The organism is Algoriphagus sp. AK58 (assembly GCF_014324365.1).
Taxonomy (GTDB): domain Bacteria; phylum Bacteroidota; class Bacteroidia; order Cytophagales; family Cyclobacteriaceae; genus Algoriphagus.
This window is the reverse complement of the sequence record NZ_QEIG01000008.1, coordinates 153196-173814: the sequence shown is the minus strand read 5'-3', so window position 1 is coordinate 173814 and position 20619 is coordinate 153196. Positions and strand designations below refer to the sequence as shown.

16 protein-coding genes are annotated in these 20619 nt (G+C 45.0%); 8 read left to right on the top strand and 8 right to left on the bottom strand.

The annotated features are described in order from the left end of the window. Positions 1 to 32 precede the first annotated feature (32 nt). Positions 33 to 2627 (top strand): glycerophosphoryl diester phosphodiesterase, encoded by a 2595-nt coding sequence (locus DDT91_RS07630; RefSeq protein ID WP_187175573.1) that lies wholly within the window; start codon positions 33 to 35, stop codon positions 2625 to 2627. 50 nt (positions 2628 to 2677) lie between these two features. Next, complete coding sequence (locus DDT91_RS07625; RefSeq protein ID WP_187175572.1) at positions 2678 to 4996, top strand: discoidin domain-containing protein; 2319 nt, start codon at positions 2678 to 2680, stop codon at positions 4994 to 4996. A gap of 66 nt (positions 4997 to 5062) precedes the next feature. Here DDT91_RS07625 and DDT91_RS07620 read toward each other — a convergent pair whose 3' ends face one another. After that, positions 5063 to 6103 carry a zinc-dependent alcohol dehydrogenase family protein gene (locus DDT91_RS07620; protein WP_187175570.1) on the bottom strand — a complete coding sequence of 347 codons (1041 nt, stop codon included), beginning with the start codon at positions 6101 to 6103 and terminating at the stop codon, positions 5063 to 5065. Between the two features lie 135 nt (positions 6104 to 6238). Beyond that, positions 6239 to 7705 (bottom strand): Gfo/Idh/MocA family protein, encoded by a 1467-nt coding sequence (locus DDT91_RS07615; RefSeq protein ID WP_187175569.1) that lies wholly within the window; start codon positions 7703 to 7705, stop codon positions 6239 to 6241. Positions 7706 to 8187: 482 nt separating this feature from the next. Between DDT91_RS07615 and DDT91_RS07610 the strand changes: the two genes are divergently transcribed. The 4 genes from DDT91_RS07610 to DDT91_RS07595 all read left to right on the top strand — a co-directional run bounded on the left by DDT91_RS07610 (position 8188) and on the right by DDT91_RS07595 (position 11553). Further along, positions 8188 to 9312 carry a Re/Si-specific NAD(P)(+) transhydrogenase subunit alpha gene (locus DDT91_RS07610; RefSeq protein ID WP_187175567.1) on the top strand — a complete coding sequence of 375 codons (1125 nt, stop codon included), beginning with the start codon at positions 8188 to 8190 and terminating at the stop codon, positions 9310 to 9312. A gap of 16 nt (positions 9313 to 9328) precedes the next feature. Next, positions 9329 to 9616, top strand: coding sequence for an NAD(P) transhydrogenase subunit alpha (locus DDT91_RS07605; protein WP_187175565.1), 288 nt, complete (start codon positions 9329 to 9331; stop codon positions 9614 to 9616). After that, on the top strand, positions 9613 to 11001 hold the full coding sequence (locus DDT91_RS07600) for an NAD(P)(+) transhydrogenase (Re/Si-specific) subunit beta (protein ID WP_187175564.1): 1389 nt from the start codon (positions 9613 to 9615) through the stop codon (positions 10999 to 11001). The genes DDT91_RS07605 and DDT91_RS07600 overlap by 4 nt, the downstream gene beginning before the upstream one ends. A gap of 114 nt (positions 11002 to 11115) precedes the next feature. Further along, on the top strand, positions 11116 to 11553 hold the full coding sequence (locus DDT91_RS07595; protein WP_187175562.1) for a hypothetical protein: 438 nt from the start codon (positions 11116 to 11118) through the stop codon (positions 11551 to 11553). 58 nt (positions 11554 to 11611) lie between these two features. Here the strand turns inward: DDT91_RS07595 and DDT91_RS07590 are convergent, their stop codons facing one another. Next, positions 11612 to 12214, bottom strand: coding sequence for a ribonuclease HII (locus tag DDT91_RS07590; RefSeq protein WP_187175561.1), 603 nt, complete (start codon positions 12212 to 12214; stop codon positions 11612 to 11614). Further along, positions 12186 to 14858: a glucosidase gene (locus DDT91_RS07585; RefSeq protein ID WP_187175560.1), complete on the bottom strand. Its 2673-nt coding sequence runs from the start codon at positions 14856 to 14858 to the stop codon at positions 12186 to 12188. The genes DDT91_RS07590 and DDT91_RS07585 overlap by 29 nt, the downstream gene beginning before the upstream one ends. A gap of 323 nt (positions 14859 to 15181) precedes the next feature. Between DDT91_RS07585 and DDT91_RS07580 the strand changes: the two genes are divergently transcribed. After that, entirely contained in the window at positions 15182 to 15547 is a 366-nt protein-coding gene (locus DDT91_RS07580; RefSeq protein WP_222718619.1) for a BlaI/MecI/CopY family transcriptional regulator, read from the top strand. Further along, a complete protein-coding gene (locus DDT91_RS07575) occupies positions 15547 to 17688 on the top strand; it encodes a M56 family metallopeptidase (RefSeq protein WP_187175556.1) in 2142 nt (713 codons plus the stop codon). Before DDT91_RS07580 ends, DDT91_RS07575 begins: the two co-directional genes overlap by 1 nt. Before the next feature lie 3 nt (positions 17689 to 17691). On the opposite strand, the gene DDT91_RS07570 is transcribed toward DDT91_RS07575, so the two are convergent. From DDT91_RS07570 to DDT91_RS07555, 4 genes are all read right to left on the bottom strand, one after another. Beyond that, the gene (locus DDT91_RS07570; RefSeq protein WP_187175554.1) at positions 17692 to 18816 is read right to left on the bottom strand and encodes a glycosyltransferase family protein; all 1125 of its coding nucleotides are present in this window, start codon (positions 18814 to 18816) and stop codon (positions 17692 to 17694) included. 1 nt (position 18817) lies between these two features. Continuing rightward, the gene (locus tag DDT91_RS07565; protein ID WP_187175552.1) at positions 18818 to 19687 is read right to left on the bottom strand and encodes a UDP-2,3-diacylglucosamine diphosphatase; all 870 of its coding nucleotides are present in this window, start codon (positions 19685 to 19687) and stop codon (positions 18818 to 18820) included. 292 nt (positions 19688 to 19979) lie between these two features. Further along, positions 19980 to 20405 (bottom strand): putative toxin-antitoxin system toxin component, PIN family, encoded by a 426-nt coding sequence (locus DDT91_RS07560; RefSeq protein WP_187175550.1) that lies wholly within the window; start codon positions 20403 to 20405, stop codon positions 19980 to 19982. Further along, positions 20389 to 20613 (bottom strand): hypothetical protein, encoded by a 225-nt coding sequence (locus DDT91_RS07555; RefSeq protein ID WP_111391884.1) that lies wholly within the window; start codon positions 20611 to 20613, stop codon positions 20389 to 20391. The genes DDT91_RS07560 and DDT91_RS07555 overlap by 17 nt, the downstream gene beginning before the upstream one ends. Positions 20614 to 20619: the final 6 nt, after the last annotated feature.

The following is a 20619-nucleotide window of genomic DNA, read 5'->3' as shown; positions in this document are numbered from 1 at the left end:
CTAGGTTCTTAAATTATCCAAACCAAATAACCATGAAATCTTCCATTTGTTTTTTAGTTCTAAGCTTTGTGATCTCGTTCTCCTTTGCCCAAACCGCATCAATCATTGGGCTGGAAAATGACCATCTGAAAATATCTTGGGAAAACAGCGATGGGGGCTGGAGAATCAGTCAAGTTGTATTGAAATCCGATGGAAGATGGAAACCAATACCCAATCCTTCAGGCGAATATACCCTGATTAGGACTGAGGAAATGCCTCCTAAAAAATCGGAAGTCCAACACAAAACGATCGTTGGTGGAGATTTTCTGGAAGAGGTGTACAAGTACCAATACAATCTCTGGAAAGAGCAGGTAAGTCCAGTAGTCCTGAATACTGCGGGAGAGGCGTTATTCTTTTTCCCTGATCTGGCAGAGCAGTTAAGCAAAGACGAAGTTGTTTTTAAAGAAAAGACAGATTGGGGTACGATTATTATTACCTGGAGCTTTGACCCTACTTTCCCCCAGGATATTCTTATTAAGGAAGAATTCGAGGTTACAAAAGAGGGTTTTTACTCTCTCAGCAGTCCTTCTTTAGTTACGATTCCTGAATCTGACTTGGAATGGGCTACGGTCCCCGGATATTTTCATGGGAATAAACTGGAGGAAAATCTGGCCTTGGGATACGCCTATGGCAATGGGGTTCCTTCCACTCCAATCGTTTTCAGAGAACAAGCAGTAAGTACCTTAAGTCCCATTCTTAGCTCCAAAAATGGATTTACAATTGCAGTTGTTTCCAATCCGGAACTGGGAAGAGATCCCTGGCAAAAGGATAAGATGACTCATCATGACTGGAAAGTTGGGTTATCCCATATGAATCGAAAGGCGAGCCTAAGTCCATCCCTTTATTATCCTGTTTTGGGAGAGTTAGGATCTGAGAGAAAAAGTGGGGAATCCTTGGATTTCAGTTTCAGATTTAGTCTTTCCGAAGGGGATTGGTTTGAGACCTTGAATCATGTGGTTTATGATGTTTTTGAATTTAAAAAAGGCTTAGATCTTAGGAAAAACCGCCAATCCCTCAGCGATAGAGTCAGTAAGATGCATGGATATCTCACAGATTCTGTCACATCTCTTTGGAGAGTGGAGGATTTTAATGGGCTAAAAATTGGTGCTCAAGCCTACCTAGGAGGAGTCATAGGTTCAGGTAAGGATGCCATGAAAAACTCAGATTATGGAGCAATGTGGATGCTGGCTAATTCCTCCCAAAGTGCGTATCTAGAAGAAGAGGTTTTGCCTTTTGCACGTAATTTTAAGTTGGCTCAGCAGCAGACTGCTCCAGGCTTTTTTAAAGGAGCGGCTATTGGACAGTATTACCTTTCCAACTCCAAGAAGTTTGTGGAGGAATGGGGAACTATGGTGGAACCCATAGCCTTGACCTACTATATCATGTTGGATATCGGAAACATTCTCTTGTTCGAACCGGAAAATGAAGAATTGAAAAACAGACTAAGGCTTGGAGCAGATTTGCTTTTGGATTGGCAGAAAGCAGACGGAAGCTGGGCAGTGGCCTACAGCCGGGAGGAGGAAGAAATTTTTCAAGATATAAAAGACTTCAGACCAACTTTTTACGGTTTGTTGGTGGCTTATCGTATTTTAAAGAATGAAAAATACCTGAATGCTGCTGTGAAAGGTGCGGATTGGTATTTAGAGAATGGAGTCAAGAACGGAAGTTTTTTGGGAGTATGTGGGGACGCAAGATATTTTCCTGACTTTGCTACCGGACAAACTGCCCAAGCTTATTTGGACCTTTTTGACTTAACAAGGGATAAACGATATCAAGATGCTGCCATACAGGCAGCTAAGATTTACACCACATACATTTATACCCATCCCATTCCAAATCAAACTGTCAAAACAGTCAATGGGCTACAGGTTCAGGATTGGGAAATCACCCAAGCAGGATTAAGTTTTGAGCATGGGGGCACTTTGGGTTCGACTAATTTCCATGGTCCCATTCTTTTGGCCAGTCATGCAGGGATGTTTATCCGGATGCATCAACTGACCGGTGAGCCGATTTTTGCTGACATGGCAAGGGCAGCTGCGATAGGAAGACATGCATTCGTAGATGAAAAAACCAGTGTGGCGTCCTACTATTGGAAGAGTATGAATGCAGGTGCAGGACCCTATCCCCACCACGCTTGGTGGCAAGTAGGTTGGATTACGGATTATTTAATGGCCGAGATAGAATTCCGCTCAAAAGGAGCTATTGCTTTCCCGAGAGGGTTTGTGACTCCAAAAGTTGGACCCCATCAAAGCTATGGCTTTGAAGCAGGGGAAATTTTCGGCGAGAAGGCATTTCTGAAGATTTTACCTGAGGCCGTATCAGTTTCCAATCCTTCTATTGAATATGTGATTTCTTCCAGTCAATCTGGGGGAAAAGTTTGGGTGATCCTACTAAATCAAGAGAATGAAATTCAAAATGCAGAGTTGAAGGTCAATATTGCTTCATTACAAGCCAATAAAATTTCCAAAATCTCCTATTTGGATGATGGTGGAAAACAGGTGGAGGAAAAGCTTGCTAACTCCGATTCATGGCACTTGTCTGTCCCGGCCTTTGGACTTAGGATTTTAGAATTTCAAATCAATCCGTAAAAGCACATTACTTTCCACAATATTTCGACTTCCATATTTAAGAATACTTTATGCAATTTCAACTTTTGAAAAAATTTGGTTTGCTGGTTTCAATAGCCAGTTTGGCAATAATCCCAAAATCTTTTAGCCAGCAAAGGAATAATCTTTCCCTGACCGGAACAGCTACATCCAGTTCCTTTCAGCCAGGATATGAACCCTCCAAGGCGATCGACGGGAAGAATGGACTGGAAAGCTCGTGGAAAAATTTACCCGATGCAAATGAAGCTTGGATTATGCTAAAGTTGCCTGGAGCGACCGAGATAACTGAACTAAGTATCAAAACTCCAACAGAGTCTTCCCCGATTTCGGATTTTAAAATTCAGACCATCCTAAACGGTTCTTGGAGAAACGTCAAAGAAATCAGTTCAAATAGAGACAATCAGGTCTCTGTCAACTTTGAAAAACCTATTCTAACCGACCGGATAAGACTTTGGATTGAAACTGGTTCCGAAGTGGTTGTTTCGGAATTGGAGGTCTTTGGCCAGCAGTATGTGGATTCTACTGCTGCAGAGGTCAAAAAAATCTTGGTCAACCAAAGTGGCTACAACCTTGGAAGACCGAAGCGTTTTTCTGCTCCAAACCTCGCCGATCAATCACCTTTTGAGATTCACCAAGCAAGTAACCGAAAAGTCGTGTTCTCTGGAACTATCGAACAAGGGAAAGGGGATTTTTCGGAATTCAATCCCAATTCTCAGGAGGAATATATCATTGTGTCCGGGCAAGAAGAATCATTTCCATTCCGAATTGGACCCTATTGGTTGGAGCGTGTGACTTACCGCAACATGATTGACTTTATGATTGGAGCCAGACATTATGTAGGTACGACTGATCTCATCAGACCCATTTCTTTCGAGTGGCGTGATGGGGATTTTTTCAATTGGGCAATGCAGAGCTTGGTGGCTTCTTACCTTTCCAACCCCGATGCGTTTGAGCGCATGGAGCGAACGGTTTCCTATGTTCCAAATTCCACATTTCCATCCCAATACAAGGGGTTTTGGGGAACTTTGGAACCTTATAGGGAAGAGGCACCTGATGTGGTCAAGCTGATTCATTGGGATGCGGATGTGAAGATTTCCAAAGGCTTGGATCATGAGATGCAAAAGGCTGAATTGGCACATTTTCTCTACGCCTGGCCTTACTTGAAAAAATGGCTTCCTCAACAAAATTTTGATCTGATCTATCAGTATGCCCGGGAGAAATGGGAGAAAACTACAGTCAGCCCAAGCTCCATTTCACAGTATGACCTAAGCCCTGAGCATAACTTACTCGCGTTAAAAACCCAAATGGGCACCACCAAAGGGGAGATGCCTCCTGGATATTCGGTTATACCTAATTTGATGATGTATGAAGTCGCCAAAAGGCAAGGTGAACAGGACGCGGAAAAGTATTTTGAGGCGGCTTACCGACAGATGGACTGGATGATAAAGAACCTGGATTGGAAAGACCCCATCGTAACCAAAGGGCAGAGAATGTCCGAACACATGACCATGCGGGCATTTGCTTATTTCCAACAAAATTTTCCAGAAAGAGCACCAAAAGGGCTAAAGGAAAAGGTTGAAGAATGGGCTAAAGTAGCTATTTCACGATCAGATAACTATTGGGATTTTAGAAAGTACTCCGATGATGAAGATTGGGTGCCGCCAAGCTGGAATGAAACCGGAAACGTCTTGGGCTTTCCTGCAGCGGTATTTTCAGCCATGTCCATTTTGGAAAATCCGGAATTAAACAAGCGGCTGGAAGTATTGGCGTGGTCTCACTTTGATAATGCATTTGGGAAAAATCCAGTAGGAAGGCATTTCTCTCACCGTAGCCCGAAAGAAATAGAAGGAGTGGATTTGGGTTGGTACAATGCACACTTGGGAGGCTATGGCTTGCTCGAGGAGGTTAAATTTGTGTTTGATGGTTCCCCAAAATCCTTTCATTACCCCAACAATCCTGAGGTGGGGAACTTGGGCTGGACGGAAGGCTGGGTTCAGTTTAACACAGCTTTCAATACGAGTATGGCCTACATGGCTAATTATTATACTAAGCTGGAAGCTATTCTAAATACCCAAAATAAGCTGATCATTCGCTTGGAAGCCCCTTTGAATTTTGATCCTCAAACGGCTGAAAAGGTCGAGGTCATTGTGCAAAACCAGAAAGGTCAGATGATCACCGCAACTTTGACAGAAGAGTCCCCTTATTCGTTGTTCATGGAGGGGGAAATACCTCTCGAACAGGGAAAGCTCAATGTGCAGAATCAATCGCTTTCTTGGGAAAAAGGTGAATCCATACAGGTGTCCTATGGCTTGGGATATTTTAGGAAAATGGTCAAGCTGACTTTAGAGTGAATTGAAGACCTAGGAAAAACTTTTGGGGAAAGGCTTTGTGGTTTTTGAAAAAAATGGAAGATTCCTTCAAAACCGATCAATCATCACCATGCCCTTTTCCTGGAAGCTATCCATAGAGATCAATGCTTCCACGGCATCGTCCAGCCTGATTCGTCTTCCTATCAGGCTTTGGGGGGCGAGTTTTCCCTGCAAAATCATCTGCATCATTTCCGGATAGGCGTGGGCCTGCATACCGTGGCTGCCGAGGAGCTCGAGTTCCTTGGCGATGACCAAATGCATGGGGACTTGGGGATTGGCTTGGTCTCCTGCCATCAGTCCGATTTGGATATGTTTGCCGCGTTTTCTGAGGCAAGCGATGGAATTGTAGCAGGTGATTTTGCTTCCCAGAGCATCGATGGAAACGTGTGCACCACCTTTGGTCAGCTCAAGAATTGCTTCCGGTATATCGGGATTGATTTTTCCATTGAGTAAAATGTCAGCTCCGGCAGTTTTGGCAAGTGCCAGTTTTTCCTCTGAGATGTCAATCGCAATCACATGGGCGCCCAAAGCAGCAGCAATCATGATAGCCGAAAGCCCCACACCTCCGCAGCCATGCACGGCTACCCATTGACCTCCGGTGACTTTTCCCTGAGCGACCACTCCCCGGAAGGACGTGGCAAATCGGCATCCCAAACTTGCTGCCGCTTCAAAACTCACCGAATCTGGGAGTCGGACCAAATTGGTCTCTGCCCGATAGACTGCCACATATTCTGCAAAGGATCCCCAATGGGTAAATCCCGGCTGAAACTGATCATCGCAAATCTGCTGGTTTCCGCTGTGGCAGGTAGGACAGGTACCACAGGCGCATACAAAGGGAACGGTCACTCTGTCTCCGACTTTCCAGTTTTTTACTCCTTTGCCCACTTCACGGATCACTCCCGCAAACTCATGTCCCGGCACATGGGGCAATCGAATGTCTGAATCATGTCCCATCCAGCCATGCCAATCGCTTCGACAAAGTCCGGTGGCCTTGACTTCCAACACCACTCCGTTTTCCGGGGCTTGTGGATCGGGAACTTGGGTGATGATGGGTTTTTCTTGGAAGGATTCGACGAGGAGGGCTTTCATTTGGTGGTGATTTGAATCGGTAAATTCTAAAAAAATCACAAAAAAACCGTGAGCGTTTCCACCCACGGTTTTTGATTCATAAATATGTCGGGATTACTTCTATTGACTACTAAAAGGTGAACACCACAGGCGGAATCAAACTTCAAATCCTGGTCTGTAGGTTCTACCCACAAACTGATTGGCCTCTTCCAGGTTGGTGATTCGCATGTTTTCACCGTCCCAAAGCAGCTTACGGCGACCGAAGAACTCGTCTCTTCCCTGTGCATTTTTTCTTCTGAGCATATAGCTTCGGATCGCAAGGTTGCCCATCAAGACAGTCTCGGTCATCGGTCCGGCATAGTCAAAGGATGAGGTCAAAGCCTTGTGTTCCGCAGAACCAAAACCTGCTTTGCAGGCATCCACCCACTTGCGCTGATGTCCATATTCGGGTTCGGTGCCTTCGATCCGGTCCGGACCAAATTCCTGCGTGCCGTCATATAGGTACAGCTTTGGCATTAGCGGGGAGCTGTCATTGATGTTGTGGGTGATGATGCCTTTTTCTCCGATCATCATCACACCGTTTGCTGAATTGGCACCACCAAGATCATGGTCAGGAGGGATGATGTCAGGGTGTGAAGGTCGGATACCGCCGTCCATCCAGGTCATTTCGAGAGGTACAGGATTTTTTGCGGTAGGTCCATAGTGAAGTGTAATGAAAGAGGAAGCAGGGCATCCTTCAGGATTGTAATCTGCCGTCCACATTTGAGAATAAACGGATCCAACAGAGCATTCTGCATCGGTCGGATAATTCAGTCCCAGCATACGGAAGGGTATGTCCATCAGGTGGCACCCTACGTCTCCTAAGGCACCTGTTCCGTAATCCCACCAGCCTCTCCAGTTGAATGGATGAAGATTTGGGGTAAAAGGAATTTCCGGTGCCGGTCCGAGCCAAAGATCCCATTCTAATTCGCTTGGTTTATTCCCTGCATCGGCTTTTGGGAAAGGACCGCCCTGAGGCCAAACAGGCCGGTTGGTCCAGATTTGGACTTTGGATACTTTACCGATTTTACCTGCGTCCATCCAACCACGGATCATGTCCATGAGTGGGTTAGAGGCACCTTGGTTACCCATTTGTGTCACGACTTTTTGGTCACGTGCCATTTGGGTAAGCATACGGGCCTCTCGGATGTTGTGGGTCATGGGCTTTTGCACATAGACGTGCTTGCCTCTCTCCATGCAGAATTTGGCTGCAGGACCATGCACGTGGTCGGGCGTGGAGATAGTCACTGCATCGATGTCTTTTTGCTCTTCGAGCATTTTGCGGTAGTCGGCATACAGCTTGGCGTTGGGGAAGCTTTTGACAGAGTCTTTTGCCGAACCGGAAAAATCCACGTCGCAAAGTGCCACTACGCGCTCACGGCCGTTGACCGAAGCATTCAAAATATCACTTCTACCTTTTCCTCCGGCGCCAATCGCTGCCAGATTTAACTGATCGGAAGGTGCCGTGTAGCCTACTCCGCCCAATACGTGTCGGGGAACAATAAAAAAGGACGAAGCAATCGCCGCATTTTTGATGAAATCTCTTCGGGATTGACCCGCAGAGGGGGATTCATTTTTCTTCATGGGGTTATTGTCAATTAGGTTTGATGGATTCTTGTTTAAATAGACAGAGTTAGATTATGAAAGTAGCCACTGATAGTCAATCAGAGTGAATAGGTTGAATTGGATAAAATGGACTAGTTTATCTTGAGATTTTTAAAATAGTGAATTCTATTGCCTTATCTGTACGGTGGGGTTGAAGTTTTTCGAATTTTTTGTATAAGTGGTCGATTAGCGTGAAAAGTATTATTAATAAAAGCCGACAGTGGCAGATGGATCGGTAAGGATTCCGTAATTTTTTTGAAAAAAGTTTAAAGAAACCGTCTTGTTATTGGAAATCGATTACGCGAAAGCTGAGAGGGAGATTTGTACTTTATTTTTATCCCCAATCCATACTTTGTCTTCCAAAAGTAGTTTGGGTTTCTTTTCTCTTTTGCAAAGCATTCTTTAGCTTTAGGTTGATTACCCTTAATAAATTTTGCAATAGACCTGAATAAACATTTAAAATGCTAATTGGAGTCATCAAAGAGACCAAGGAGTACGAGAGCCGAGTGGCGCTCAGTCCCGACGCGGTCAAGCTTCTCAAGAAAAAAGAATTTGAGGTGATCATTGAGTCAGGGGCCGGGGCGGCTTCTTTTTTCTCAGATCAAGATTACCTGGATGCGGGAGCCAAAGTAGGGCCTGCTGAAGAAGTGTTTCAAGCGGATATGCTTCTGAAAGTCAATCTTTTTACTTTGGATGAAATCGCCCAGATGAAGGAAAAGGCCTCCTGTATCTCATTTATGTATGCCTACCAGCATCCCCAGGTGATCGCCGCACTCAATGCCAAATCCATTACTTCTTTCTCCATGGATGCGGTGCCGAGAATTTCACGTGCCCAAAAAATGGATGCGCTCTCCTCTCAAGCCAATTTGGCGGGGTACAAGGCAGTACTCTTGGGAGCAAATAGTTTGGGGAAAATCTTCCCCCTGATGATGACTGCCTCGGGGACAATTACCCCGGCAAAAGTCTTGATTTTTGGTGCTGGTGTAGCTGGTCTACAGGCAATTGCTACTGCGAAAAGACTGGGTGCCATCGTGGAGTGTACCGATGTACGACCTGAAACCAAGGAACAAGTAGAGTCACTCGGAGGCCGATTCTTGACCGTAGAAGGAGCCGAAGGAGTAAAAGTGGAAGGGGGCTACGCCAAAGAAGTGTCCGCCGAGTACCTCGAAAAGCAGCAGCAACTCATCCGAGACAAAATCAAAGACGCTGACTTGGTCATCACTACAGCCTTGGTCATGGGTAAAAAGTCACCCATCCTGGTCACGGAGGACATGGTCAAAAGCATGAAGGCCGGTTCGGTAATAGTGGACATGGCAGTGGAATCCGGAGGCAACTGCGCGATTTCAGAAAAGAATGCAACGGTGGTCAAGCATGGCGTGACGATTATCGGCGAATCCAATCTGCCGTCATTGCTCCCAGTCAATGCCAGCAACCTGTATGCAACCAACATCACCACGCTTTTGCTTCATTTGGCAAATAATCTTGGGTTGAACTTTGACCCGGAGGATGAAATCACCAAGGGTGTATTGATCACCCATGAAGGACAGCTGGTCCATCCCTTTACCAAAAGTATTCTCCAAGCCTAGACCCTGTAATTGACCTATGGATACTTCATCACTCATTATTCTGATTTACGTTCTTGTCCTGGCGAGTTACCTGGGATTTGAATTGATCACCAAAGTACCGCCTACCCTGCATACACCTTTGATGTCTGGGTCCAATGCCATCTCTGGCATCACCATCGTCGGAGCCTTGATCGCTACCAGTGAGCTGGGATTTACTACCCTGAGCAAGTGGATGGGATTGCTCGCACTCGTTCTCGCCACGATCAATGTGGTCGGAGGATATGCTGTCACAGATCGTATGCTAAAAATGTTTAAGAAAAAATGAGCAATCTCGTCCAAATCGCCTATCTGATTTCTTCGATTCTGTTCATTATCGGAATCAAGTTCCTCGGGAAAACGAAAGATGCCAGGAAAGGCAATGTAATTTCTGCAGTCGGTATGCTGCTGGCCATAGCTGCTACTTTGGTCAATCTGGATTTGGCCACATTCCCCGAAATGCTGGCGGCCATGCTGCTTGGAGGAGCGATCGGTTTGTATTATGCCAAAAAAGTGGAAATGACCCAAATTCCTGAGATGGTGGCCTTATTCAACGGATTTGGTGGAATGGCCTCCCTCGGGGTAGCACTTTCAGATCATTTTCTAAAAACTCAAGTCCAAGCCGTTGAGATCGATACGGTCAATTCGGTCAGTATCATCGCTTCTGTACTGATTGGCGGAGTCACTTTTACAGGTTCAGTAGTCGCTTGGCTGAAGCTAAATGGCAAAATGTCTGGTCAGCCCATCACGTTCAAAGGTCAGCATGCGCTCAATTTGCTGTTGCTGCTGTCCTTTGTGGTCATTGCGGTATTCACCCATCTCTATCAAGCGGATCATGTCTACATCACTCTATTGGTAGGGATTTCTCTCCTCGTGGGCATTTTGATCGTAATTCCGATTGGCGGTGCAGATATGCCGGTGGTGATTTCACTGCTCAACTCCTACTCTGGAATGGCTGCCTGTGCGACTGGTTTCATTCTCAATAATAATGTGTTGATTGTGGCAGGTTCGCTCGTGGGTGCCTCAGGGATTATCCTGACTCAGATCATGTGCAAAGCCATGAACCGATCCCTGATGAATGTGCTTTTGGGAGGCTTTGGCCAGACCACAGCAGCAGGACCTCAGGACGGACCACAGATCGTGATCAAGGAAGTGGGCGTGGAGGAAGCGGCGATGCTGTTTGATTCGGCTTCTTCAGTCATTGTGGTGCCGGGATATGGGATGGCTGTGGCGCAAGCGCAGCACGTAATCCGAGAACTGATGGAGCAGTGTGAAAAGCGAAACATCGACTTCCGTTTTGCCATTCACCCGGTGGCAGGCCGTATGCCCGGACACATGAACGTGCTTTTGGCAGAAGCCAATATCAGCTACGATAAGCTCATTGAGATGGAAGCGATCAATGATGATTTTCAAAACACCGATATCGTCTTTGTCGTGGGAGCAAATGATGTAGTTAACCCAGCTGCCAGAACCAATCCGGCCAGCCCGATCTACGGTATGCCGATCCTGAATGCCGACAAAGCCCGCACCGTCATCGTCTCTAAGCGCAGCATGGGCAAAGGGTATGCAGGGATCGAAAATGAGCTCTTTGGCTATCCCAATTGTCTGATGCTCTTTGGCGATGCCAAGCAGACCATAACCAAAGTGGTAGGTGAGATGAAGGAGATGAGTTAAAGATTTGCAGCATTTGTCTGCTTACCGTTGCAGAGAAAAGTACATAAAGAGGGCAGGGGAATTCAATTCACTGCCCTCTTTTGATTTTGGCAAAATAATTGCCTTCAACAAACCATGAAGTTTGCGTTGTCCCTTTCTGTTATCCTTGCCTCTTTTGTTATTTGGTTTCAGGTCCAGTACAAAGACTTGTTAGGTTCCTGGCAACTGGTTCATTTTGACGGAATGGAGAAAATTGTCTATTCTCCACAATACCAAAATGCCACTCCCGCCCAACGTGCGAGCATGGATGCCCGGATCAAATTCAGGCTGGAAAATACCGTGTATGAATTCCAGGAAGGGGAAACGTTGAAATACATCGAACTCCAAGATCAGACCATCGTGCGGAAAGAAGCCAAAGTCGAACTCAGCGAAGGGAATCTACTTTTGATTCATGACGAAAAGGGGGACAGACTGGCTCAGATCGTAGAGCTTTCTTCAGATAAGCTCGTCCTTCAGCCCATTAGCAAAAATGCCAATACGGGAAAACTGATCTTCGAACGCATTAAGAAATAATTCGCCCTTAAAATAGACCGAAAGCCTCTTGGGAATCCCGAGGGGCTTTTTTATGCCGTTAAAAATCAAAGTCCAACTGATTTGGCAGAAGCTGAAAGCTTTTTCGATGCCAAATGGTACTGCCGAATTTCTCGATCCCTTCCCGATGGGCTTTAGTCGGATAGCCTGCATTTCTCTCCCAGGCAAAGTGAGGGAATTCGTGGGCCAGTTTTTCCATCAAGTCATCCCGATAGACTTTAGCCAAAATGGATGCTGCCGCGATCGACGCAAACTTACCATCTCCTTTGATCACACAGGTAAACGGAAAGCGGAGATCTGATTTCCAGCGGTTTCCATCGATCAGTAAATGATCCGGCTGCAGGGTCAACTGTAAAATGGCCCTTTTCATTGCCAGAAAAGAAGCATTTAAAATGTTGATCTGATCGATCTCTTCCACACTTGCCTCCGCGATGGCCCAAGCGAGTGATTTTTCCTTGATTTCGGCAATCAGTTCTTGCCGGTTGGTTTTACTCAGTTTTTTCGAATCATTGATCCAAGGGTTGTGATAGTCCGGAGGCAATATCACCGAGGCAGCCACTACCGGGCCAGCCAAGCAGCCTCTGCCTACTTCATCACAGCCCGCTTCTATTCGGTTAGCTTCTAAAAAGGGGAGAAGCGCCATCTGACTCTATGGGTGAAGGTTTGAAGTATTTGTGGATCATCTCTGCAACTAAAGCAGTCCAACCGGTCTGATGGGAAGCTCCCAATCCTTTTCCAGTGTCTCCATGGAAATACTCATAGAAAAGAATATAATCCTTGAAGTGAGGGTCTTCCTGGAATTTTTTATTGGCTCCATATACCGGGCGATGGCCATTTTTGTCCTTGGTGAAGATTCGCATACAGCGCAGCGAAAGCTCCTTGGCGATCATGTCCATGGTCAGGTAATTGCCTGATCCAGTTGGATATTCAATGGAAAAGTCGCCACCGTAGTAGTAGTCAAACTTTTTCAGAGACTCGATGATCAGGTGGTTGATCGGAAACCAGATCGGACCTCTCCAGTTGGAGTTGCCACCAAACATACGGGTATCGGATTCTCCTGGGGTGTATTTGATGGAAAGTGTGTCTCCGTTGATTCGCATGGCATAGGGGTGCTTTTCATGAAATTTGGATAGGGATCTGATACCAAAATCACTCAGAAACTCATCCGAATTCAGCATCCGGTGAAGCACACTTTTCATGCGATGACCTCGCAATAAGGAAAACAATCTACGCTTGTCGTATCCGGGCTGAATCCAGCTCGATACCAAGGCTGCCAACTTGGGCTTTTCCTTCAGGAAAAAGTCAAGTCGCTTCTTGAATTCGGGAAGGTTGTCAAACAGATCTTCGCGTATAGGTTCTACCGCAAAAAGCGGGATTAAGCCAACGATAGACCTTACTTTGAGCTTTTTAGGTTCTTTTCCCTGATAGTGGAAGATGTCGTAGAAGAAATGGTCTTCATCGTCCCAAAGGGAAATGTGCTCAGAGGAGATGTTGTTCATCGCTCCGGCGATGTAAAGGAAGTGCTCCAGAAATTTGGTGGCACTGAATTGATAGACCGTGTTGAATTCGCACAAATCCAAGGCGATTCTAAGCATGTTCAACGAAAACATCGCCATCCAGGAAGTGCCATCGGCCTGCTCCAGCTTGCCTTGGTAGTATTGGGCGTGGTTGCGGTCAAATAGGGAGATGTTGTCTAGCCCTAAGAAACCACCTTCGAAAATGTTATTACCCTCGCTGTCTTTTCTGTTGACCCACCAGGTAAAATTCAGCATCAACTTGTGCATGGATCGCTCCAGAAATTCTCTGTCGCCTACACCACCATTCATTTTTTTGTCGATCTGATATACCCGCTGCACGGCATAGGCATGCACAGGAGGATTCACATCGGAGAAGTTCCACTCGTAAGCGGGAATCTGTCCGTTGGGGTGCATATACCATTCATTGAGCAATAACAGGAGCTGATTCTTTGCGAATTCAGGATCAATGCGGGCTATCGGAATGCAATGGAATGCCAAATCCCAAGCCGCGTACCAAGGGTATTCCCACTTGTCGGGCATGGAGATGATGTCATAGTTTTGAAGGTGAGTCCATTGGTGATTTCGGCCTTTTTTCCGCTCTTTGGGAGGCTGATACCGTCCGGGATCGCCTTCAAGCCAGCGGTTGACATCATAATAATAAAACTGTTTGGACCACATCAATCCCGCAAAAGCCTGCCTTTGGATAGACTTAAGATCCGGATCGGTCACTCGATCCTGTATCGTATTGTAAAACTCCTCGGCTTCCTTTTTTCGAAGTTCAAGGGTTTGTTTGCATGCTTCCAAAGGATTGTCCACCAGTTGATGTTGCATTCTGAATTTTACTTCGATGCTTTTTCCTGCCGGAATCTCGATTTCGTAAATGGCCGCTGCTTTGGTTCCTACATTGGCCGGGTTGATCCGATTGTCATTCCCATGAATGACATAGTCATTGATGGCATCCTTCGTGAATTTCCGCTCATTTGGGATGCCATAGAGACGTTCCCGGTTGGTCTCGTTGTCGCAAAACTTCAGGTCAGGCTGACCGCAGAAAGAGAAAATATAGTTTCCTGATTTAGGGCTGAAGGCTTTGATCGTGTGCTCATTGAGTTTGCTGAGCTTGGGCATGAAGGGCTCATGCCCGGTAAACCATGTTTTGCGAAACCAAATGGTGGGCATGACCCAGATTTTTGCTTTTTCTGGTCCTCTGTTATGGATGGTGGCGATGGAAACAATGTCTTCTACATCGTTTTTGGCATATTCGATGAAGATGTCAAAGTATCGGTCCTCATCGAAAATCCCGGTATCAATGAGTTCAAACTCCGTCTGAAGCTTTCCTGCTTTTTTGTTTTCATCAATTAGCTGTTGATACGGAAATTCAGCCTGAGGATACTTGTAGAGCATCTTCATGTAGCTGTGTGTGGGGGTGGAGTCAAGGTAATAATAGATCTCCTTTACGTCCTCCCCGTGATTTCCTTGGTTGCCTGTGAGTCCAAAAAGTCGCTCCTTGATGAACGGATCTCTTCCATTCCAAAATGCCCAAGCTAAGCAAAGTTTTTGCTTGTGATCTGAAATCCCGGCGATTCCTTCTTCTCCCCAGCGATAAGCCTTGCTACGTGCATCTTCGTGAGTCACATTTTCCCAGGCCGCACCATCCGGGCTGTAATCTTCTCGCACAGTTCCCCATTGGCGTTCAGTGAGGTAGGGACCCCATTTCTTCCAATGCTTCTTCCTTTCCTTATCCTCTTGTAATCGTATATATTCAGCAGACATTTACTTAATTCTCCTTTGAGCAGGGGTCGAAATTATCATTTTCAACCAATTAAAAAGCAAAATGGATCGAAGTGTTCAAGGAAAAAAGCCACTGATTTTTTATGTAAATGAAAAGAAAACCTTAATTAATTAAGTAATACATCCTGTTTGAATTTAGGAAACCGATTGATTTGAGTTGAGGCGATGTTTTTGGATTGTTGACCTTATCCATCTGTCCTAAAGTCGGAACATTATTTTTTTTCAAACTTTCTCGATCTTTTATGTTCTACATTTGTAGAAGTTGGAATTTATTCTACATTTGTAGAATAAAAATAATCCAAACCATGCTGCCAAAAGCTGAAGAAGAACTGATGAATTACCTATGGGAGTTGAAAAAAGCCTACCTCAAGGACTTGATCGATTCCTATCCTGATCCGAAGCCAGCCGCTACTACGGTATCCACGCTGCTCAAGCGAATGCAGGAAAAAAAGTTTGTAGGCTATGAGTCTACGGGAAAATCCCGAGCCTATTTTCCACTGGTATCCAAAGAGACGTATTTTGGAAAGCATATTCAGGGCTTGATCAAGAATTTTTTCAATGACTCACCAGCTCAGTTTGCCTCCTTTTTTGCACAACAGACCTCCCTCACGCAAGATCAATTGGAGGAACTCAAATCCCTAATCGATGACCAAATCAACCGTAAGAACTGATGGAATACTTACTCAAGTCCGTACTTTGTTTGCTTTTGCTGCTGCTGTTTCATCGGCTCGTTCTGCAGCAGGAAGTGCTGTATCGGTTCAACCGTTTTTTTCTTCTCGCTGCAGTACTTGGGTCCTTTTTGATTCCTTTGGTTACGCTGGAGGTCGAGCAGGAAGTCAGTCCGGACTCCATGACTTCGGAGATTTTTCCTGCAGAGTATTCTTTTTCCGAAACACTACCTTCCGACGATGCTGCTTTTGATTCTTTCAAGCTGATAGAGGCTTCTCCAGAACCTACCAGAATCCCTTGGCCAAAAATAGCTTGGTCGATTTATCTTCTAGGCTTCCTAGTGTGTTTGATACGGTTTATTCGCAATATCCGGCTGATTCATGACCAAATCCGGAGAAATTTTAGGGTGATGTATCGTAATGAAACCCTGGTTTTGCTTTCGGAATCCATAGCCCCATTTACTTTTTTGAATTACATTTTTTACCACAAGGATTCTTTCGAAAAAGAAGGAATTCCTGAGGCGATTTTTCTCCACGAGCAATGCCATGTCCAGGAAAAACATTCTTGGGACATTCTCCTAGTCGAGGGTTTGTTGGTGGTGTTTTGGTTTCATCCCGGCTTGTATCTCGCCCGTCAAGCCATTCGGCTCAACCATGAATTTATCGCCGACCAACAAGTGATTAAGCAGTTTCCTGTCAGGGATTACCAATTCCTGTTGATTTCTATTCTTTCCGGTCAGCATGGATATGCGCTGGGAAGCAGTTTGAATTTTCCCTTAACCAAAAAAAGATTTTCCATGATGAAAAAGACCTCAAAACCCGGAATTCAAATCCTGAAATTAGCCAGCTTGGTTGGTTTCTTGGGCATTGTTGTAGCACTTTTCGCAGAGAAAGTAGCCGTGAGTGCACCAGCCGAGCAGTCAGCAGAAGTGCAATTTTCGGATGAATCCAAATCCATCTCAATTCACATAACTGCCGATGGGGAGCTTTTATTGAATGGGAATCCGATAAATCAAGAACAGCTGGTCCGTGAACTTTCCGATGTGGATGGTGAAAAAACGATTGTAAATCTGACAGCCGATCCCAAGTTGAAAATGGGAGAACTGGCTGATATTCAAGAATTGCTCAGAGAAAATGAGGTTCGTCGGGTTAAATACGAACAGACAGAAGGTCAAAAAGAAACTTCCTCTTCCGAATCTGCAAAAGAAAGGCACTTTAGAGATGCGATTATTCTGATCGAGAGTGTGGACATGGAATACACCCAAAAGCGATACACTGAGCTTTCGGAAAAAGAGAAGATCGGCTTACTTTTCACTGATAAACCGGTAGAAAAGAAAAGTCCTGATGCAGCGACTTTCGAGGCCTGGAAAAATAAAGATGAATTTGCGCTTTGGATCGATGGGAAGTCTGTGGATAATACAGTTTTGGCTAAGTACCAACCTGGGGATTTTGATTGGTATTTTCAATCCGGAGTGAAAGCCAATGCGCGTTCCGCTCGATTCCCACAGCCATTTCAGGTTAACTTATATTCTCCCAAGCACTATGAGGAAAGCTTTGGGCCTAATTCCGAAATGTTTCGACCTCGAACTAACCGGGATACCATTACGATCACTCAGCGAAATGTTACTTGGATGAAAGATATTTCACGCTTTCCTGATCCTATTACGGCATTTCTTCAAAAAAATGCCCGCTACGAAAAGCTCAAGGCTTCTCCCGATGCTAACAAGCCTGAAGTGAAGGAGGAAATTCATAGGCTTTTCGAAGAACTCGAAGATGCCTATGCAAAAACCCCGGACAACCGAAAGAAAATGCTCAAAAAGCCAATTGCGCCAAGTAAAGGCAGTACCGGGAAAACTGTGGCAGCATTGCCTCAGAATAAATCCACTTACTGGAATCTTTATTCTAAATACGAAACCAGAGTCAATAGGAACAGACTTTTTGAAAAATTCAGCCAAGAAGAAATGAGTCAGCTGGAAAAGGAGTATAGACTGTTGGATAAAACTTTTGCGAGTCTTTCTTTAGAAGATAAAATGCAGGTCAAAAAGCCCTCGTTTCCTTTTGCCAGATTGACCAAAGAGGGAAAAGTCATTTACAAGAAAATGGAGGATTTGACCGAGGAGGAAAAGAAAAGCATGGCCTGCTAGCTATTACTGAAATGCAGGAATTTGGGTTGGTGAGGTTTCCGAAGCCATTTGCTCTTTGACTTCGGTGATTTCAGAAAGGATTTTCGGCCAGGAAGCTGTCCATTCTTTAAATATCAAGGATCCTTCGGGGTCCTTTTTTTGTACCTGTTCAAATTTCCCAAAGTCAAAATCTGCTGATGCAATGCCCACACCGGAAGCTTCTGCATCGAGCGCGTTGCAAGCTTGCTCATATTGCCCGGCTACCGGGATCATCATCACGGGCTTCCCTAGGTACATCGCCTCACATACCGACTCAAATCCCGCAGTACAAACCAGCCCTTTGCAGGCTGCCATATCTTCCAGAAAAGTGCGATCATTGACCCGATGAAAGCTAAGATTCGGCAATGGATTTTCTACCTCGGCTGCATCCTTTTTATCCCAATAGGCTTTGATTTGAAGATGGGGATACTTTTTTGCGTATCGGATCACTTCCTCACCATATCCCGGATTGACCATATAAGCCAGGAAAAAATCTCTTTGGATGGGATTCAGAGTTTTGACCTCTTTCCTGAGCAGGGGAGGAACTACTCTGAGGTTGGATCCTGATTTTTTCTGTGGTAAAAAAGAGAGTGCCAAAATTTCATCCGCGCCCAAAGCCGTCATCTGGGTGTTGAGCTGAAATAGAAATTTCTCAAGGCGCCGGTTGGGCGCAAAATGAAAATCCGGATGCCAGATTAAGTATTGATGCCCGATCACCCAAAACCGGGCTTTTGGCTGAAAAAACAGGTTATAAAAACCTCCCAGCAGGTCATAAAAATTCAAGATCACGTCCGGTTGGGCTGTTTTTACTGCTTGATCTATAGCTTGCAGACTTTTCCAGAAAACAGGTAGCCTAAGTGCGTTTTTCCAAATGGTTTTGCCCAATTGGATTTTTCGCTGTTGGGCATCGCACTCAAAGTTGGGGCTGTCTACCGACAGAATCGGAGAAGAGATTTCTTTTCTGAAAAAATCCGGAAGTTCTCTTCGTTTGCTTTTGCCTACGACCACGGACACCAGTTCATGTCCTTGGGATCGGATCAGCTGGCCAAAGGAGATCGCCTGAGTCAGATGCCCTCGTCCTTCGCCTTGTATGATAAATAAAAAGCGCATGTCAGAAGCGGATGGATGGTGGATTGAGTTCGTCTGGATTTTGCTCAAAGGAGACTTTTCGCAAGGGGATCAGATTTTCCTTGGGCCAGGCTTCATCCTCAGTTGGTTGAGCGGGTAGGTAAAGGCTTTTGAAATTGATTTCCCGATAATAAATCAGCTGCCAATTGCCTTGGTGATCTTCGGCCAGGGCACTCATGGTCTCTACCCAATCTCCCGAATTGAGGTAGTGAATGCCTTCGATCATGCGATTTTCAGCTTTGTGGATATGCCCGCAGATGATCCCGTCGCAGCCTTTGGCTTTGGCCATTTTGGCAAGTTCGGATTCGTAATCATCGATGTAGCTGACGGCTTTTTTGACCTTGCCTTTGATGTATTGGGAAAGTGAAAAATAGGGCAATCCAGCCTTGAACCGGTAGTAATTGACCACCCGATTGAGCCAAAGCAGAAAGGTGTATCCCACATCGCCGAGGTAGGCAATCCATCTCAAATTGGTCGTGATGCTGTCAAAAACATCCCCATGGGTAATGAAATATTTCTTCCCTTGGGATTCATAAATCATGTCCGTTTGGATATGAAGTTTGCCGATTTGAAGCGGGAGAATTTGATCCAAAAAATCATCGTGGTTGCCGCGAAGGTAGAAGACATTCGTCTGATGATTTTCGATCATCTTGAGGACGCGGTTGAAAAAACGGGTGTGTTTTCGTTTCCAGCTTCCGGATTTTTTGAGTTGCCAGCCATCGATGATGTCTCCGTTGAGGATAAGGTTTTCGCAGCGGTATTGTTTGAGAAAGCGTGCGATTTCTTTGGCTTTTGCCCCTTTGGTTCCCAGATGAACATCAGAGATGACAATGGTTTTGAAGGATGTTTTCACTCGATCAGATTTGAGGGAAAATTAGATCGCTAGTGTAAATCCATGATGTTTAGGTTGTTATTAATTTGTGTAGAATTCGGAATTTTCTTTGGGAGAAATGAAGCAATAGTTAAGGGAAGGTGAAAAAGGGGGATGAGAGTTATAGGATTGAGATGAGAGACCTTAGACATTAGATACTAGAAACAAGAGCTCAGAACCCATGCTATAGGAGGCACAAATCACATCTTGAAAGTTAGATCATAGAATCTTCCTGCATAGGGTGAGGATAGCTTAGGCTGGATTTATGATTATTTCAAATTTGTTTTTGGCTCAAAAAGTCTGATGGACTAATGATTTTTGTTTGATAAAACTTGTTCAAAATCAGTAGATCCTGATCGCCTGTGATTAAATAGTGTGCTTCCGAAATAAAGGCCAACTCCAGGAATTTATTGTCATTTGGGTCTCTGCAAAGTTCAAATTTACGTTCTGGGTAAAAGATCCGTGTTGCTTTTTTTAAATTTTCAAAAAATTCTAATCGTTGGTTTGGGGATAAATACTTGTCAAATTTCTTTCGTTCCAGAACTTCTTTTAACTCCAATAAAGTATCCTTTGAAAAGCAAAGGTCTCCTGATTCTATGGCTACAATCAAAGCTAGAGCGGGAGAGGAGTTTTGAATTAAAGCGCCACTGATCAATGTATTAGTGTCAAAAATAAAAAGCTGATTAGTTGAGGAGGTCATCCAAAATTTCTTGGGTTAAGCCTTTATTCTTCATGTCTTCCTGAAGGGATTGAAAGTATTTCAAAACTTGTTTTCGTTCCTCGCTACTGGAAAGTAATTGCGTGATTTGTACCTCTAGCAATTGGGCTATTTCATTTTTAAGTTCGTCGGAGGCGTTTTCCCAAGCTTTGGCCAGTTGAGTTTTTACAGGGATACTTATCTGTTCCATTTCTGT